At 68.9% G+C, this 16,660-nt stretch carries 11 protein-coding genes and 1 pseudogene; 5 read left to right on the top strand and 7 right to left on the bottom strand.

Translation table 11 applies throughout. From position 1 onward, the window contains the following. The first annotated feature begins 43 nt into the window (after positions 1-43). The gene (locus O4N75_RS08850; RefSeq protein ID WP_269628987.1) at positions 44-517 is read left to right on the top strand and encodes a DUF411 domain-containing protein; all 474 of its coding nucleotides are present in this window, start codon (positions 44-46) and stop codon (positions 515-517) included. Here O4N75_RS08850 and O4N75_RS08845 read toward each other — a convergent pair. Next, positions 514-1,923 carry a short-chain fatty acyl-CoA regulator family protein gene (locus O4N75_RS08845; RefSeq protein ID WP_269628986.1) on the bottom strand — a complete coding sequence of 470 codons (1,410 nt, stop codon included), beginning with the start codon at positions 1,921-1,923 and terminating at the stop codon, positions 514-516. The two genes, O4N75_RS08850 and O4N75_RS08845, sit on opposite strands and share 4 nt — an antisense overlap. A gap of 146 nt (positions 1,924-2,069) precedes the next feature. Between O4N75_RS08845 and O4N75_RS08840 the strand changes: the two genes are divergently transcribed. From O4N75_RS08840 to bioB, 4 genes and pseudogenes are all read left to right on the top strand, one after another. Next, positions 2,070-3,629 (top strand): acyl-CoA carboxylase subunit beta, encoded by a 1,560-nt coding sequence (locus O4N75_RS08840; protein ID WP_269629347.1) that lies wholly within the window; start codon positions 2,070-2,072, stop codon positions 3,627-3,629. A 10-nt stretch (positions 3,630-3,639) separates the two neighbouring features. Next, on the top strand, positions 3,640-5,616 hold the full coding sequence (locus tag O4N75_RS08835; RefSeq protein ID WP_269628985.1) for an acetyl/propionyl/methylcrotonyl-CoA carboxylase subunit alpha: 1,977 nt from the start codon (positions 3,640-3,642) through the stop codon (positions 5,614-5,616). Continuing rightward, positions 5,616-6,017 carry a MerR family transcriptional regulator gene (locus tag O4N75_RS08830; RefSeq protein WP_269628984.1) on the top strand — a complete coding sequence of 134 codons (402 nt, stop codon included), beginning with the start codon at positions 5,616-5,618 and terminating at the stop codon, positions 6,015-6,017. Before O4N75_RS08835 ends, O4N75_RS08830 begins: the two co-directional genes overlap by 1 nt. Further along, a pseudogene (bioB, locus tag O4N75_RS08825) lies at positions 6,014-7,029 on the top strand (biotin synthase BioB). Before O4N75_RS08830 ends, bioB begins: the two are co-directional and overlap by 4 nt. On the opposite strand, the gene O4N75_RS08820 reads toward bioB, so the two are convergent. The 6 genes from O4N75_RS08820 to O4N75_RS08795 form a co-directional block, all read right to left on the bottom strand. After that, the gene (locus O4N75_RS08820) at positions 7,026-8,234 is read right to left on the bottom strand and encodes a sugar MFS transporter (RefSeq protein WP_269628983.1); all 1,209 of its coding nucleotides are present in this window, start codon (positions 8,232-8,234) and stop codon (positions 7,026-7,028) included. The pseudogene bioB and the gene O4N75_RS08820 overlap by 4 nt on opposite strands. Before the next feature lie 89 nt (positions 8,235-8,323). Further along, positions 8,324-10,288 carry a glycoside hydrolase family 3 N-terminal domain-containing protein gene (locus O4N75_RS08815; protein ID WP_269628982.1) on the bottom strand — a complete coding sequence of 655 codons (1,965 nt, stop codon included), beginning with the start codon at positions 10,286-10,288 and terminating at the stop codon, positions 8,324-8,326. Between the two features lie 107 nt (positions 10,289-10,395). Continuing rightward, the gene (glk, locus tag O4N75_RS08810) at positions 10,396-11,400 is read right to left on the bottom strand and encodes a glucokinase (RefSeq protein ID WP_269628981.1); all 1,005 of its coding nucleotides are present in this window, start codon (positions 11,398-11,400) and stop codon (positions 10,396-10,398) included. 9 nt (positions 11,401-11,409) lie between these two features. Beyond that, positions 11,410-12,216, bottom strand: a complete 807-nt coding sequence (locus O4N75_RS08805) for a phosphatase PAP2 family protein (protein ID WP_269628980.1) — start codon at positions 12,214-12,216, stop codon at positions 11,410-11,412. Positions 12,217-12,240: 24 nt separating this feature from the next. Beyond that, positions 12,241-14,385 (bottom strand): TonB-dependent receptor, encoded by a 2,145-nt coding sequence (locus tag O4N75_RS08800; protein ID WP_269628979.1) that lies wholly within the window; start codon positions 14,383-14,385, stop codon positions 12,241-12,243. 69 nt (positions 14,386-14,454) lie between these two features. Next, complete coding sequence (locus O4N75_RS08795) at positions 14,455-16,659, bottom strand: TonB-dependent receptor (protein WP_269628978.1); 2,205 nt, start codon at positions 16,657-16,659, stop codon at positions 14,455-14,457. Position 16,660 lies beyond the last annotated feature (1 nt).

The following is a 16,660-nucleotide window of genomic DNA, read 5'->3' as shown; positions in this document are numbered from 1 at the left end:
CCCGGCCTGCGGGGCCACGCTTTTGAGTAACGGTGTTGAATTGATGAGTTCGTCGAACCCCGCCCCCGACCGGCGGCGCCTGCTGCTGGCGGCGTCCGCCCTGCTGCTGACGGCCGGCTGCGCTCAGGCCGCGCCGCCGCTCGACTTGGTCGTCTACAAGACGCCCTACTGCGGTTGCTGCAAGAGCTGGATCAGCCACATGGCCAAGGCCGGTTTCAAACCAACCGTGCACGAGGTCGAAGACCTCGCCCCGATCCGCGACAAGCAGGGCGTGCCCTTCGAACTGTCGTCCTGCCACACCGGCGTGATCGGCGGCTATGTCGTCGAGGGCCACGTGCCGCCCGCCGACGTCCTGCGGCTGCTCAAGGAACGCCCCAAGGCGCTCGGCCTCACCGTGCCGGGCATGCCCATCGGCTCGCCGGGCATGGAAAGCCCTGACGGCCGCACCGAGGTCTACGCCACCCTGCTGCTGCTCGACCGGTCGGGGAAGACGCGGGTCTTCGCCCGCCACGGCTAGCTGAGCGAGAACGGCACGATCGAACGCTCGGTGCGCGAGACGCGGAAGCTGCGATCCACTGGCGGAAACGCCCGTTGCAGGCAGTCGTCGCGCTCGCAGATCCGGCAGCTGACCCCGATCCGCGCCGGCGGCCCCTTCAGGTCGACGCCGTCGGAATAGACGATGGCGTCGGCGTACTCGACCTCGCAGCCCAGCCCCAGGGCGTAGCGGCGGTCCGGCGTGCCGTGGCCGCCCGACCGCTTCAGCACGCTCCAGGCCAGGCACAGATAACGTGCGCCGTCCGGCATCTCGGCCACCTGGGTCAGGATGCGCCCATCGCGCCCGAACGCCTCGTGCACGTTCCACAGCGGACAGGTGCCGCCGAACCGCGCGAACTGGAACCGGGTGGCGCTGTGACGCTTGGTGATGTTGCCGGCCGGATCGACCCGCACGAAGTAGAACGGCACCCCGCGGGCGCTGGGCCGCTGCAGGGTGCTTAAGCGGTGGCAGGTCTGCTCGAAGCTGGACTGGAAGCGCAGGGTCAGGGCGTCGATGTCGTGCCGCAGCTCCTGCGCCGCCTGTCGGAACGCCTCATAGGGCAGGACCAGGGCGCCGGCCGCGTAGTTGGTCAGGCTGATCCGGCAGATGTCCACCGCCGCCGGGCTGCGCAGCTCGGAGGCCTCCAGCTCGGCCTCGATGATCTCGCCCAGTTCGGCGGCGACCACATGGCAGGCCATCTGGAAGGTCCGGGTCTCGGCCGGCTGAGCCATGTTCAGCGTCAGCTCCCGCCGCTCCGGATCGTAGCGGCGCATCAGATCGCCCTCGGCCACCCGCCGCACGACAACCTGCAGCTTGTCGCGCAGATAGGCCTCCAGCGCGCTCTCCAGCGGGATTTCCGGGGCCAGACCGCATCGGCCGTGCAACTGCTCGGCCGCCACATCCAGCGCATGGATGTAGTTGTTCTTGTAATGGAAATAGTCGCGCACCTCCTCGTAGGGCAGCTGCGCGCTGGCCGCGACCGTCTCGTCCAGGGCAAGAGCCTCGTCGGTGGCGCTCAGCCGCTCGCCGGCCCGCCGGTGCGCCCGGTGCAGATCCAGGTAGTGCCGCGCGAAGCTCGGCGCGTTGGTCACCACCAGCTTCAGCTCCGCCAGCGACGGCGCGGGCGCGTCGACGGCGCTCTCCGCCGTCGCCTCGCGCAGGTCGGCGATCATCCTCTGGTCGTCGTCGGCGTCGAGCGAAGCGGCGTCCACATCGAACACTCGCATCATCGAGATCAGCACCCGCGCGGTGACCGGGCGCTGGTTGGCCTCGATCTGCGAGAGATAGCTGACCGAGACGCCAAGCCTTGCTGCACAAGGCTCCAGCTTCCAACCCCGCCCCTCGCGCAGGCGGCGCACCTTCGGTCCGACGAATAGCTTTTGCGACATTTGCAACTTTGCAGAATGTAAGTTTGTGAAGCGTGTTTTCCACAATAGCGCCTCTATTCACATGACGTCACCTGCCCTGGCGCCTATCGCAGGTCCGCGCCTGCTTTCGATGGCGCGCCAAACGCAAGGCCAGGCCCGTGAATTCCATCGTCCGCAACCTCGCGCCGACGGGCGCCAAGCACATCCTTGAAGAGCTTGAGAAGCGCCGTGGGGAGGCGCGTCTGGGCGGGGGCGAGCGTCGGATCGCGAGCCAGCACGGCAAGGGCAAGTTGACGGCGCGCGAGCGGCTGGAGCTGCTGCTGGACGAGGGCTCGTTCGAAGAGTTCGACATGTTCGTCGAGCACCGGGCGGTGGACTTCGGGATGGCCGACAACCGGGTGCCAGGCGACGGAGTGGTGACCGGCTGGGGCAAGATCAACGGCCGGCTGGTGTTCGTGTTCTCCAAGGACTTCACGGTGTTCGGCGGCAGCCTGTCGAACGCCCACGCCCGCAAGATCGTCAAGGTGCAGGAGCAGGCGCTGAAGGTCGGCGCCCCGATCATCGGCCTGTTCGACGCCGGCGGGGCGCGGATCCAGGAGGGGGTCGACGGCCTGGCCGGCTATGCCGACATCTTCCTGCAGAACACCCTGGCCTCAGGGGTGATCCCGCAGATCAGCGTGATCATGGGCCCCTGCGCGGGCGGCGACGTCTATTCGCCGGCGATCACCGACTTCATCTTCATGGTGAAGGACACCTCCTACATGTACGTGACCGGCCCGGACGTGGTGAAGACCGTCACCCACGAGGAGGTCACCCACGAGGAGCTCGGCGGCTACCGGGTGCACGCGATCAAGTCGGGGGTCGCCGACGGGGCGTTCGAGAACGACCTGGAGGCGCTGACCCAGGTGCGCCGGCTGGTCGACTTCCTGCCGCTCTCCAACCGCCAGAAGCCGCCGGTGCGCGAGAGCTTCGATGCGCCCGACCGGCTGGAGCCCTCGCTCGACAGCCTGGTGCCGGCCAACCCCAACAAGCCCTACGACATGAAGGAGCTGATCCTCAAAGTCGTCGACGAGGCCGACTTCTTCGAGATCAGCCCGGAGTTCGCCAAGAACATCATCTGCGGCTTCGGCCGCATCGAGGGGGCCACGGTCGGCATCGTCGCCAACCAGCCGCAGGTGCTGGCCGGGGTGCTCGACATCGACTCCTCGCGCAAGGCCGCCCGCTTCGTGCGCTTCTGCGACGCCTTCGAGATCCCGCTGGTCACCCTGGTCGACGTGCCCGGCTTCATGCCCGGCACCCGCCAGGAGCAGGGCGGGCTGATCCGCCATGGGGCCAAGCTGCTGTTCGCCTACGCCGAGGCCACCGTGCCCAAGGTCACCTTGATCACCCGCAAGGCCTATGGCGGGGCCTATGACGTGATGAGCTCCAAGCACATCCGCGGCGATCTCAACTACGCCTGGCCCTCGGCCGAGATCGCGGTGATGGGCTCCAAGGGCGCGGTCGAGATCATCTTCCGCTCCGAGATCGGCGACCCCGAGGCCATCGCCGCCCGAGAGGCCGAGTACAAGGAGCGCTTCGCCAATCCGTTCGTCGCCGCTTCCCGCGGCTACATCGACGATGTCATCATGCCCCACTCCACCCGCCGCCGCATCGCAGGCGCGCTCAAGAACCTCCAGGGTAAGCAGCTCGCCAACCCCTGGAAGAAACACGACAACATCCCGCTGTAGGTCGCGCTTAATGTTCACGAAAATCCTGATCGCCAACCGCGGCGAGATCGCGGTTCGCATCATCAAGACCTGCCGCCGGATGGGTATCGCCACGGTCGTCGTCTACTCCGAGGCCGACGCCGACTCGATGGCTGTCGAGATGGCGGACGAGAGCGTGTTCATCGGCGGTTCGCCCGCCGCCGAGAGCTATCTGGTCGCCGACAAGATCGTCGCCGCCTGCCGCGCCACCGGCGCCCAGGCCGTGCATCCCGGCTTCGGCTTCCTCTCCGAGAACGCCGGCTTCGCCAAGCGCCTGGCTGACGAGGGCATCGTGTTCATCGGTCCGAACCCCAAGGCCATCGAGGCCATGGGCGATAAGATCGAGAGCAAGAAGTTCGCCGCCAAGGCCGGCGTCTCCACCGTGCCGGGCCACGTCGGCGAGATCGACGACGTCGCCCACGCCCTGAAGATCGCCGGCGACATCGGCTATCCGGTGATGATCAAGGCCAGCGCCGGCGGCGGCGGCAAGGGCATCCGGGTCGCCTGGAACGAGAAGGACGTGGAAGAAGGCTTCCCCGCCGTCCGCGCCGAAGCCAAGGCCAGCTTCGGCGACGACCGGATCTTCATCGAGAAGTTCATCGAGAGCCCGCGCCACATCGAAATCCAGGTGCTCGGCGACAAGCACGGCAATGTGGTCCACCTGTTCGAGCGCGAATGCTCGATCCAGCGCCGCAATCAGAAGGTCATCGAGGAGGCCCCCTCCCCGCTGCTCGACGAAGCCACCCGCGCGGCCATGGGCGCCCAGGCCGTCGCCCTGGCCCAGGCCGTGAACTACGACAGCGCCGGCACCGTCGAGTTCGTCGCCGGCCAGGACAAGAGCTTCTTCTTCCTGGAGATGAACACCCGCCTGCAGGTCGAGCACCCGGTCACTGAACTGATCACCGGCGTCGATCTGGTCGAGCAGATGATCCGCGTCGCCTACGGCGAGAAGCTGGCCTTCCAGCAGTCGGACCTGGCGATCAACGGCTGGGCGATTGAGAGCCGGATCTATGCAGAGGACCCCTATCGCGGCTTCCTGCCGTCGATCGGCCGCCTCGTCCGCTACTCGCCGCCTCAAGAGGGCGAGGCCGGCGCCGCCAAGGTCCGCAACGACGCGGGCGTGCGCGAAGGCGACGAGATCTCGATGTTCTACGACCCGATGATCTCCAAGCTCTCGACCTGGGGGCCGGACCGCACCGGCGCCATCGCCGCCATGGGCCGCGCGCTGGAGGACTTCCACATTGAGGGCCTGGGCCAGAACATCCCGTTCCTGGCCGCGGTCATGGACCAGGAGCGCTTCGTCTCCGGCAAGCTCTCGACCAATTACATCAAGGACGAGTTCCCCGACGGCTTCCACGGGACCGAGCCGACGCCCCCCCAGCGCGACCTGATGGCCGCGACGGCCTGCGCCATGCACCGCCGCCTGACCGCCCGCTCCGCGCCCCAGCTGGTGCGCGACGAATGGGTGGTGGTCGCCGGCCAGGACCATCGCAAGGTCCGCGTCGCCAACGGCGGCGATCAGGTCAGCGTCACCTTCGAGGACGGCCGCACCGTCCAGCTCACCGAGATCAACTGGCGCCCGGGACAGCCGCTGTTCAAGGCCAAGCTGGACGGCCGCCCGTTCACCGCCAGCGTCAAGCCGGCGGCCGAGGGCTTCATGGTCCGCCACCGCGCCGCCCTCGTCCACGTGCTGGTGCTGACCCCGCGCTCGGCCGAGCTGCACCAGAAGCTGCCGCCCAAGCAGGCGGCCGACACCTCCAAGCTTATCCTCTCGCCGATGCCCGGCCTCGTCGTCAGCCTCGACGTCGAACCGGGCCAGTCGGTCCAGGCCGGTCAGGCCGTCGCCGTCGTCGAAGCCATGAAGATGCAGAACATCATCCGGGCCGAGCGCGAGGGCGTGGTCAAGACCGTAGGTCCCAAGGCCGGCGACTCCGTCGCCGCCGACGAAGTCCTCGTGGAGTTCGCGTGATGCAGATGAAATCCCCCAGCGACGCCGCGTGCATCCCGCTCGGCGAAGTCATGCGCCGCCTCGACCTGACGGCCCGGGCGATCCGCTACTATGAGGAGCTGGGCCTGGTCCGCGCCGGCCGCGACCAGCTCAACCGCCGCCGCTACGACGAGGACGCGCTCTCCCGCCTCGCCGCCATCGCCGAGTTCCGGCGCGCGGGCCTGTCGCTCGACGACATCGCCGCCATCCTTAGCCGCCAGGACGCCGGCGGCGACCGCAGCGCCCATATCGACTACGCCGTCTCGCGCCTGTCCGAGCGCCTGAAGGTGCTGGAACAGGAGCGCCGCGAGGCCGAGGCCGCGCTCAGCGCCCTGCTCGTTCATCGAAAGGCCTCCCCCTGGCCGCTGGAGCTGCGGGCATGAGGTTCGATCCCGCAGAGCCGCGTCACGACTGGACGCCGGCGGAAGTCGAGGCGCTGTTCGAGCTGCCATTCATGGAGCTGGTGTTCCAGGCCGCGGCGCGCACCGGGCCTGGTTCGATCCGAACGAGGTGCAACTGTCTCAGCTGCTCAGCGTCAAGACCGGCGGCTGCACCGAGAACTGCGGCTATTGCAGCCAGAGCCAGCACTTCGACACCGGCGTGAAGGCGTCCAAGCTGATGGACGCGACCACCGTCATCGCCGCGGCGATGGAGGCCAAGGCCGGCGGGGCCCAGCGCTTCTGCATGGGCGCGGCCTGGCGCGACCTGAAGGACCGCGACGTGCCGAAGGTGGCGGCGATGATCTCCGGCGTGAAGGCGCTCGGCCTGGAGACCTGCGCCACCCTGGGCATGCTGACCCGCGACCAGGCCCAGTCGCTGAAGGACGCCGGCCTCGACTACTACAACCACAACCTCGACACCGGCCCGGCCTACTACGACCAGGTGGTCACCACCCGCACCTATCAGGACCGGCTCGACACCCTCGAAGCGGTGCGCTCGGTGGGCATGAGCACCTGCTGCGGCGGCATCGTCGGCATGGGCGAGACGCGGGCCGACCGCGCCGGCCTGCTGCACGCGCTGGCCACCCTGCCCGAACATCCGAACTCGCTGCCGATCAACGACCTGATGCCGATCCCAGGCACCCCGCTCGGGAACTCCGAGGCGGTCGATCCGCTGGAGTTCGTGCGCATGATCGCCGTCGCTCGCATCGTCTGCCCCAAGACCGTGGTGCGGCTCTCGGCCGGCCGCGAGCACATGTCCAGAGAACTGCAGGCGCTCTGCTTCCTGGCCGGCGCCAACTCGATGTTCATCGGCGGCAAGCTGCTCACCACCGCCAACCCCGACAAGGACACTGACGCCGCGCTGATGGCCGACCTCGGCCTGCGGCCGATGACCATGGGCGAGCCGCGCCAGCGGGTCGACCTAGCCGAAGCCGACGTCTTGGGCATGGCCTAGGCTTCCGTGGGCGGTCGCCGGCAGATGAAGCCGTAGACCGCGATCCAGACATAGCAGAGCGCCGGCGCCAGCAGCGCCACGCTCAGGCCGGCATGGTCGGCGACCATGCCGGTGGCCACCGGCACCACCGCCCCGCCGACGATGGCCAGGCACAGCAGGCCCGAGCCCTGCGGCGTGTCCTTGCCCAGCCCCTCGATACCGAGGGTGAAGATGGTCGGGAACATCACCGAGTTGCACAGGCCGATGGCCAGCACCGCCACCGCCGAGACCAGCCCGACCGTGCCGGCCGAGAGGCAGGCCAGCAGGCTCGCCCCGATCGCGCAGGCCATCAGCACCAACCCCGCCGGGACCTTGCGCATCACCGCCGAGCCGATGAACCGCCCGACCATCGCCCCGCCCCAGTAGAGCGCCACCAGCTGGCCGGCGGTCGCCGCGACCACGCCGAGCGTCTTGCCGTCCATCAGATAGTTGACCAGCAGCGAGCCGATCGACACCTCGGCCCCCACATAGAGAAAGATCGACAGCGCCCCGAGCGCCAACCGCGGCCGCTTCAGCAGCGCTGGCCGAAAGCCCCCGCCCGCCTCGCCCGCGGCCGACGGCGCGGCCGGCGAGCGGCGCAGGAACCAGAACACCAGGGCCAGCACCACCAGCACTGCGGCGATGCCGAGGAACGGCGCCTGGACCGCATGCGCCTCGGCCTTGCGGTAGACCTCCAGCGCCGGCGGGGTCAGGCTGGCCGCGTCGGGATGCTCGACCCCGCCCTTCAGGATCAGCGCCGCCCCGACCAGAGGGCCGACCGTGGTGCCCAGCGAGTTGAACGCCTGGGCCAGGTTCAGCCGCGAATGGGCCAGCTCCGGCTTGCCCAGCAACGCGATCAGCGGATTGGCCGCCACCTGCAGGGTGGTGATCCCAGCCGCCATCACGAACAGCGCCAGCAGGAAGGCCGGATAGATCCCGAGCTGGGCGGCCGGCGCGAACATCAGGCAGCCCGTCGCCATCACCCCCAAGCCCAGCACGATCTGTCGGAAGTAGCCGATCCTCGCCAGGAGCATTGAGGCAGGGATCGAAAACACCAGATAGCCGAGGAAGAAGGCGAACTGGGTCAGCATCGCCTCGGCGTAGTTCAGCTGGAACAGCCCCTTCAACTTGGGGATCAGGGTGTCGATCAGGACGGTCGCGAACCCCCAGGCGAAGAACAGCGACACCACTAGGGCCGCCACCCTTCCGGCGGCCGCGCCTGCGCCTGCGCCTGCCGCCGCCGGCGACGCCGCCTGACTGCTTCCACCGCCAACCATCATCGGGGCTCCAGCCGATAGCCGAACCGGTAGAGCGGATCGGCGCTGTCATAGGGTTTGTCGCTCGCCTGCGCCTTGACCGCGGCCATGGAGGACGGGAGCTCGAACGGCAGCCGGCCTTCAGCCTTGGCCTTGCCGGTCAGCACGTCAAGCAGCGCCCCGTCGCTGACCCCGAAATCGCCGATCAGCACCGCCGCACGGCCCTTCAGACCGGTCAGGACCGCCGGTCGGTCGAGGAAGACGCTGACCACGGTCGGGACCTTGGCGCTGATCGCCTTGATCGCCTCGTAGTCGGCGTCGCCGTCCTTGAAGTCGAGGTCGCCCTCGTGCTGCATCAGCCCGAACAGGTAGTTCGGATGCAGCACCTGGTGCGGCGTTCCGGTGCGCACGATGGCCACGTCCGCCTTCTCCGGCGCGTCGACCACCACCAACCCGGCGGCCTGCGCCGCGGCGGCGTCGACGCCCTTCAGATAGACCTTCGAACCGGCCTTCAGCGGCAGGTTCTGCGCCCGACGTTCCAGGAACACCAACGATCGGCTCTGCGCCGCGCGCCCCTCGGCCTGGAACGCGGCCGATCCGACCAGCTGGCCGGCGGCGGCGGGATCGACATAAGGGTTCTCAAACAGCCCCTGCTCGAACTTCTGCTCCAGGATGCGCTGCACCGACTGGTCCAGCCGCGCCTCGCTGGCCTGGCCGGCCTTGACGATGTTCACCACCAGCTCGCTGTTCTCGGTGCCGCCGAACTGGTCGACGCCGGCGTCGAGCGCCTTGGCGAAGCGCTGGGTCTCGCTGAGGTCGTCGACGCCCCAGGGCATGCCGATCACCGGCGGCTCGCCGGGTTTCCAGCCGCCCTGGCAAGCGGCCGGGCAATCATTGGTGATCGCCCAGTCCGAGACGATCACCCCCTGGAAGCCGTAGGTCCCGCGCAGCAGGTCGGTGAGCAGGAACTTGTTGAACCCGGCCCCCACCTGCTCGACCGGCTTGCCGTCGAGGCTGAGGTTCTCAAGGATCGAATAGGTCGGCATGACGCCCGCCGCCTTGGCTGCGAAGGCGCCCTCGAACGGCTTGACGTGATAGGCGAAATTCCCGCCCGGGAAAGTCGCATAGCGGCCGTAGGGGCTGTGGCTGTCCCAGCCGTCCTTGGCCGCGCCGTAGCCGACCCAGTGCTTGACCACCGCGACCACGCTGTCCTTGTTCAGCCCGCCCTCGCCGGCCTGGAAGCCGGCGACATAGGCCCGGACCATGCGCGAGGCGAGGTCGGCGTCCTCGCCGAAGGTGCCGGTGATCCGCGACCAGCGCGGCTCGGTGGCGAGGTCCGCCTGGGGCGACAGCGCTACATGGATGCCGACGGCCCGATACTCGGCCCGCGCCACCTCGCCGAACCGGCGCATCAGCGCTGCATCGCCGATCGCTGCAAAGCCCAGGCTCTCGGGCCATTGCGAAAAGCCGCCCGAGGCGACGCCGGCCCCGGCGGTGTGCTGGAAGTGGTTGCGCGGATCGGTGCTGATGGTGACCGGCACCCCCAGGCGGCTCTGCTCGGCCAGGGCCTGGACCTTGTTGTTCTCCTCTGCGATCACCGCGCCCGATCCGGCCAGCCGGGTGATGAAGCTCGACACCTGCTTATCGGCGATCAGGCTCCCCGCCCCCGCCAAGTCATAGCGCTCGCCCGAGCCGAAGGCGTTGCCCGGCGCCGGCAGGGTGCCATGCATCATGGTCCCAGCCTTTTCCTCGAGCGTCATACGCCCGGTGAGGTCCGCCGCCCGCGCCTGGGCGCTCAGCCGCCAGTCCTCGTACGGGTCCAGCTTGCCGTTGCGGTTCAGGTCCTTGAAGGCCAGGCCGTCGACCGACAACCGCGGCGCGGTGCGCGCGCCCAGTTGCGGTTGCGCCTCGGCCAATGCCGGCCCGGCGACCGCCAGGCCCAGCATCAGGCTGGTCCAGCCCCTCATCGCGCTCTTCCCCGTCATTGTTCTTCTCCCAACCGCGCAAAGTGCGGCGGGCCCCGGGGCATCCGGGACCCGCCAGTGCCGCGCGGGTTGGCGCGAGGCCAAGACACACGCAGATGATAACGTTGTCAATCGCTCATTTGAAACGCTTGCGGCGACAGCCGTCGTGCGGTCCTCGCCGCGCCCAGCAGGGCGACGTGCGGCTGCACCACCAACCGCGTCGGGACCGATTCGACGAACCCCGACAACCGTCCCTTGGCCTCGAACCGGGCGCGGAAGGCGCCGCCGGTCAGGAACCGCTCGACGCCCTGCATCAGGCCGCCGGCCAGGTACACCCCTCCCCGCGCGCCTAGGGTCAGGGCCGCGTCGCCGCAAACCGAGCCGAACACCGCGCAGAACAGCTCGACCGCCGCGACGCACTGGCGATCGACGCCCCTGCAGGCGCGCGCCACAATCTCCTCGGACGACAGCGCCTGAGGCGGGGGGACGCCCTCGATCTGCGCCAGGACGGCGTGCAGCGCCTGCAGCCCAGGACCTGACAGCAGCCGCTCGATCGACACCCGGCCGTGACGGCGGGTAAGCGCCCGCAGGACCTCGATCTCCAGTTCATCGGTCGGGGCGAAGGCGGCGTGCCCGCCTTCGCTCGCTAAAACCTGGGCCGGCCCCTCGGCGCGCCAGACCAGGGCCGCCAGGCCAAAGCCGGTGCCCGCCCCCGCGATCACCACCGGCGCGCGGGTCAGGCCCTCCACCTGCGGCCCGATGGCTACGCTGTCCTCGGGGGCCAGATCGGCGACGCCGGTCGCCAGCGCTTCGAAGTCGTTGACCAGCCGCGCTCGCGTGAAGCCCAACTCCATGAGCTCGGCCTCCGAGGCGTCCCACGGCGCATTGGTCAGCCGCGCGGCCCCGTCCGCCACCGGCCCGGCCACCGCGATGGTGGCCGTCGCCGGCAGCGCCGCCAGGCCCGCCGAGGCCAGGAACGCGTCGGCCGCCGCGGCCAGGCTCTCGTGGTCCTTGCACAGCACCGCGCCGGTCAGGACGATCGACGGGCGCGCGCCCTGCAGGTCGGCGACGGCGAACCGCGCATTGGTGCCGCCGACATCGCCCACCAGGGCGTAACTCGCATCTCTCCGCATGGCGCCCCGTCAGTAGGCCGATTGGGCGATCAGCGCGGCTTCCGCCTCGCAGGCCGGCGGCTTCTCGCCGCTTTGGCGCAGGCTGGCGAGCTCGGCCCGCGCGGCGTCCATATCGGCGCGGAACTCGGCCGAGCCGTGCAGCGTAGCGTTGGTCGCCGCGGCCACCATGCCGCCGGCCTCGACGGCGCTGGCGTTGTGCGCGCCGCAGACCGCCCGGCTCTGGCCGTAGGCGCGGCCGCGGCTGAGGATCTCGGTGGCGCGGTCCGGCGCCAGTTCGGCCAGCACCAACGCCCAGGACCAACCCCACACCGTATGTCCGGAGGGATAGTCGAAGCTGCCGGCGACCTGGGCCGTCGGCTGGCAGATCTCGCCCTGCGCCACCTGGAACGGCCGCAGCCGCTTGAAGTGGTGCTTGGCGCTCTCGTTGGCGACCATCGAGTCCCCCAGCACCCGCAGCATCACAGCGTTGAGCTTCGGTGCGTTTTGCGGGGTCATCTTCACCCCGACCGCGCACGAGAAGGCGCTCATCATCCCGCTCGGCATCATGTCGACGTCGCGGGTCGCCAGTTTCCAGCGCTCGCTGTCCTTCAAGGCGCGGGTGGACTGGAACACCTGCCGATCCACCTGGTCGCGCGGGTCGCCGTCGCTCGGGGCCGGCGGCACCACCCGGGCGGCGTCCAGGCTCCCTGGCGGCAGGTAGCCCTTGGGCAGGGTCGGAAACTTGACCGGCTCGGAGCCCGCCAGGGCGGCGCCGGCCAGGATCGAAATCCCGGCGGCGACCAGCCCGGCGCGCAGGGGCCCGCGCTTGTGCTTCATCGTGGTTCTCTCAAAACAGGAGGATCAGTTGAACTTGAAGCCGGCCTTGACGCCGACTGTCCGCGGCGCGCCGTAGCTGCCGAAGAAGTTGCGCGCGGAGTCGGTGCTGACCGACAGCAGGACGGCCTCGTCTTCAAGATTGTCGGCGAAGGCCTCGGCGTACCAGCCGCGGTCGTCGTCGTAGCGCAGGCTGACGTCGGTGGCCGTGTAGCCGTCCTGGCTGGCCAGGCCGTAAGGATTGATCACCGCGCCGGCCACCGTGATGCGGCGGTCGTTGAACTCGGTGAAGAACACTTCGGACTGGTAGCGGGTGCTGATCCGGGCGGTCAGCTGGCCCGAGGCCAGCGGGATCGCATAGGCCACGCCGATGTTGCCATTCCAGCGCGGCGCCCGCGGCAGGGTGTTGCCCGACAGGTCCTGCACCGTCCCGTACAGAGGGTCGATGGCGCCGACATAGCGGTCGAACTTGGCGTCGAGATAGCCGAGCGAGCCGTCGATGCTGAGCGCCTCGGTGATCCGAGCGCGGCCTTCCAACTCGATACCCCAGACCGTCGAGACCCCGGCGTTGGTGGTCAGGGCCCGCACCACCCCGTTCTCGTCCGGCGCGACCGAGACCACCTGCAGGTCCTTGTAGTCGTAGTAGAAGGCCGAGAGGTTCGCGAGCAGGCGGCGGTCGAAGAAGTAATTCTTCGAACCGACCTCGTAGGCGGTCAGGGTCTCGGGACCGAAGTTGCGGTTGCTGGAGAAGCCGCCCGCCTTGTAGCCGGTCGAGACGCTGCCATAGACCATGTTGTCGGGGGTGATCTCCCAGTCGGCGCCCACCCGCCAGGTGGTCTTGGCCCACGACCCGGCGTCGGGCCGGAAGGTGTTGAGGTTGGTTCCGATCGGCCGCGTCAGCCCGACCGGATTGCCCTTGCGATCCTCCGAATAGCGAACCCCGGCGAAGATCGTCAGGCTGTCGGTGATGTCGTAGTCGGCCTGGCCGAACACCGCCCAGGATTCGGCGAACCGCTCCGGCCGCTGCAGGATCACGCCCGCGGTGCGCGCCAGGTTGGTGTACTGGAACAGGTTATCGTCGTTGGTTTCCTTGATGTAGAAGGCGCCGAGGATGTACTTCAGCGCCCCCTCGCCCGACGAGGCCAAGCGAAGTTCCTGCGAGAACGTCTTGTTTTTATTGTAATAGAACGTCGTCTGCGTGCCGGTCGCAGTGCCGTCGCTATCGCTGGTGACGTTCTGGTCGTCGGCGCGGTAGGCGGTCACCGAGACGATGTCGAGCATGTCCAGCGAATAGGTCGCCTCGGCCGCCACGCCCCAGATCTTGTTGTTGATGTGGCCCGGGGTGTTGGTCTCGGCCCGATAGGGCGCGCTGCGGCCCGAGGCGATGTAGCTGACCGGGCCGTTGCCGATCAGGACGCTGCCGGTCCCGGCCCCGCCCGCGTGATAATAGTCGGCCGACAGCAGCAGCCGCAGCCGCTCGCCGGGCGTGAACAGCAGGTGGACGCGGCCGGCCTCCTCCTGGGCGTCGGCCAGGTCCGGCATCCCCGGTGTGACATTCTCCTGGTAGCCGTCACGGCGATTGACGATGAAGGCGGCCCGGGCGGCTAGCGTGTCGTCGACGATCGGGAAGTTGTACATGCCCTGGGCGGTGAAGCGGCCGTAGTCGCCGACCAGGATCTCCCCCGCCGCCTGCCCGGTGTTCATCACCGGCTTGCGGGTGATGATGTTCAGGCTGCCGGCGGTGGCGTTGCGGCCCCACAGCGTGCCCTGCGGCCCGCGCAGCACCTCCACCCGCTCGAGGTCATAGAACACCGAGTTCGCCCCCGACGGCCGCGGCAGGTAGACGCCGTCCAGGTGGAAGGCCACCGAGGGGTCGCGCTGCGGCACCACGCCGGCCGAGCTGACCCCACGGATGCTGATGATCACCTCGTTGCCGGCCTGGCCGATGTTGAGGTTCGGCACCTTGCCGGTCAGGTCGCCGGCATCGACGACGTTCTGCTGCTGCAGCACGTCGCCGCTGATGGCGCTGACCGCCAGCGGCGTGGCCTGAACGGTCCCTTCCCGCTTCTGGGCGGTGACCACCACCTCCTCGACCTGGACGTCCGATTGGGCCTGCGCGGTTCCGGCCATCGCCAGGGCGGCGGCCCCGGCCAGCCACATGAGCTTGGTCATTTTCGTTTTCCCTGATGTGCGGCCGAAGCTTCATGGCCCCGGCCGTCTGTTTCCTTGAGGTGGCGGGGCCTAGAACCTGGCCGTCAGCTGCACGCCGTAGAGACGCGGCGGGGCGTAGGCGCCCGAGCCGCCGAGGCGATTGGCGTTCTGGGCGTCGGGTGCGGCCTGGACCAGGACCGCTTCGTCCTCGAGGTTGCGGCCGTAGGCCATCAAGCTCCAGGCGCCGCCGGGCGCATCGTAGGTCACCATCAGGTCCGTCTTGGTGTAGGCGTCCTGATCGGTGACCGCGAAGTTGTGGTAGTCGAGGTTCTTGCTGCTCTCGTAGTGCGTCTGCACCCGGACGGTCAGCCGCCCGTCGTTGGCGAAGTCCCAGCTGTGCTGATAGCCGAGGTTGAACGTCCACTCCGGCGACTTGGCGAGCGTCAGGCCCGAATAGTCGGCAAAGCCCGGCGAGAAGGCGTCGCCGTTAACGAGGGTGAAGTCCTCGTACTCGGCGTGCAGATAGGCGAGCGAGGCGTCGATCCTGTCATTCCGGGTGATCAGGAAGGTGCCTTCCAGCTCGGCCCCGTAGAGCGTCGCCTTCGGGGCGTTGACGGTCACCGCCGAAGGCTGGCCGGCGACGACGCCGGTCCCGGTCACCTGGAAGTCCTGGTAGTCGTAATAGAAGGCCGAGACGTTGAGCTGGGCGCGGTTGTCGAGGAACCGGTTCTTGGCGCCGACCTCGTAGGCGGTCAGCTGCTCGGGCTCGTACTTGTTGTTCAGCGGCGGCAGCCCGTCGCCGTAGCCGCCGGCCTTGTAGCCGGTCGAGGTCGAGGCGAAGATCAGCGAGGTCGGGGTCAGGTCGAACTCGACGCCCAGCTTGTAGTCGGTGGATTCCCAGCTGAAGTCGGCGACGTTGCCGTAGAGCAGGCACCCGCGCGGCGCAGCGCCGAGGAACGGCCGCTCCATCCCGCCGGGCAGCATGCACCCGCCGCTGTTGTCGAGCGCGACATAGGTCCCGCCGGTGCGTCCCTTGTGGTCGCGAGTATAGCGCAGGCCGGCGGTGCCCCGCAGCCGATCGGTGAAGCTGTAGGTGCCCTGGAAGAACGCGGCCTTGGAGTCGGCGTAGGTGTTCGGCTGGATGAACGCCACCGCCGGGAAGACGTTGGCGAAGACGTTGTTCCGCTCCTCGAAGTAGTAGAGGCCGGCGACCCATTTGAAGGCGCCTTCGGAGCTGCCCAGCCGCAGCTCGTGGGTTTCCTGGCGTTCCTTGGAGTCGAAGTAGATCGTGTTGCAGCCGAGGTTGAGGCTCGGCTCGCAACGGTTGGCCGGACGCGGCGTCCCGTACGGATAGTTGCGGCCCGAGCCGGCCAGGGTGTGGACGATGTCGTTCCGGACCGCGCCCAGATAGGTCAGGGTCGCGAAGGGCAGGTTCCAGTCCGCCTGCAGCGTGACGCCGTAGTTCTGCTGGTTGCTGCTGCCGGGAACCGAGATCGGATAGGTGTAGGGATCGCCGGGCCCGGCGTACTGGCCGAGCGGCGCGTTGGCGGTGCCGGCATAGTCGTTGCGGAAGTAGTCGCCGCTGATCAGCAGCGAGATGTCCTCGGTCGGCCGCAGCAGCACGTGCAGGCGCACGGCGGTGGCGTCTTCGTCGTTGTATTCGCCGCTCGGCGCGTTCGAGGTGTAGCCGTCGCGCTTCGAGGACTGGAACGCCGCGCGCACGGCGACCTGTTCCGAGAACGGCAGGTTCACCGCCCCGCTGGCCCGCACGAGCGAGAAGTTGCCGAGCTCGAGCTGGCCCTCGGCCTCGTACTCGGCGGTCGGCTTCTTGGTGATGACGTTGATGCTGCCGGCGGTGGCGTTGCGGCCGTACAGCGTGCCTTGCGGCCCGCGCAGCACCTCAGTCCGGTCGAGGTCGAAGAACAGCCCCGCCGCCGACCGCGGCCGCGCCATGTAGACGCCGTCGATGTTGAACGCCACGGCCGGATCGCCGACCTCGGTGTTGTTGGTGCTGCCGATGCCGCGCACCGCGATCTCGACCGAGCCGCCGGTCGACCCGATCTGGACGCCGGGAACGATGTTGGTCAGGTCGGTGACCGTCCGCACGCCCTGCTTGGTCAGCTGATCGGCCGACAGCGCGGTGATCGCCAGCGGCGTCCGCTGCGCGGTCTCCTCGCGGCGCTCGGCGGTGACCACCACCTCTTCGATCTCGACATTCGATTGTGCATGCGCAGCGCCCGCGATCAGCAGCGCCTGGACAGCCGCGCTCACGGCCAGAAGCGTCCTGGTCTTCATC

This window comes from Phenylobacterium sp. NIBR 498073 (genome assembly GCF_027286305.1).
In the GTDB taxonomy this organism is placed as follows: Bacteria; Pseudomonadota; Alphaproteobacteria; order Caulobacterales; family Caulobacteraceae; genus Phenylobacterium.
The sequence above is the reverse complement of the archived record's forward strand: the minus strand, read 5'-3'. Positions and strand labels throughout refer to the sequence as shown.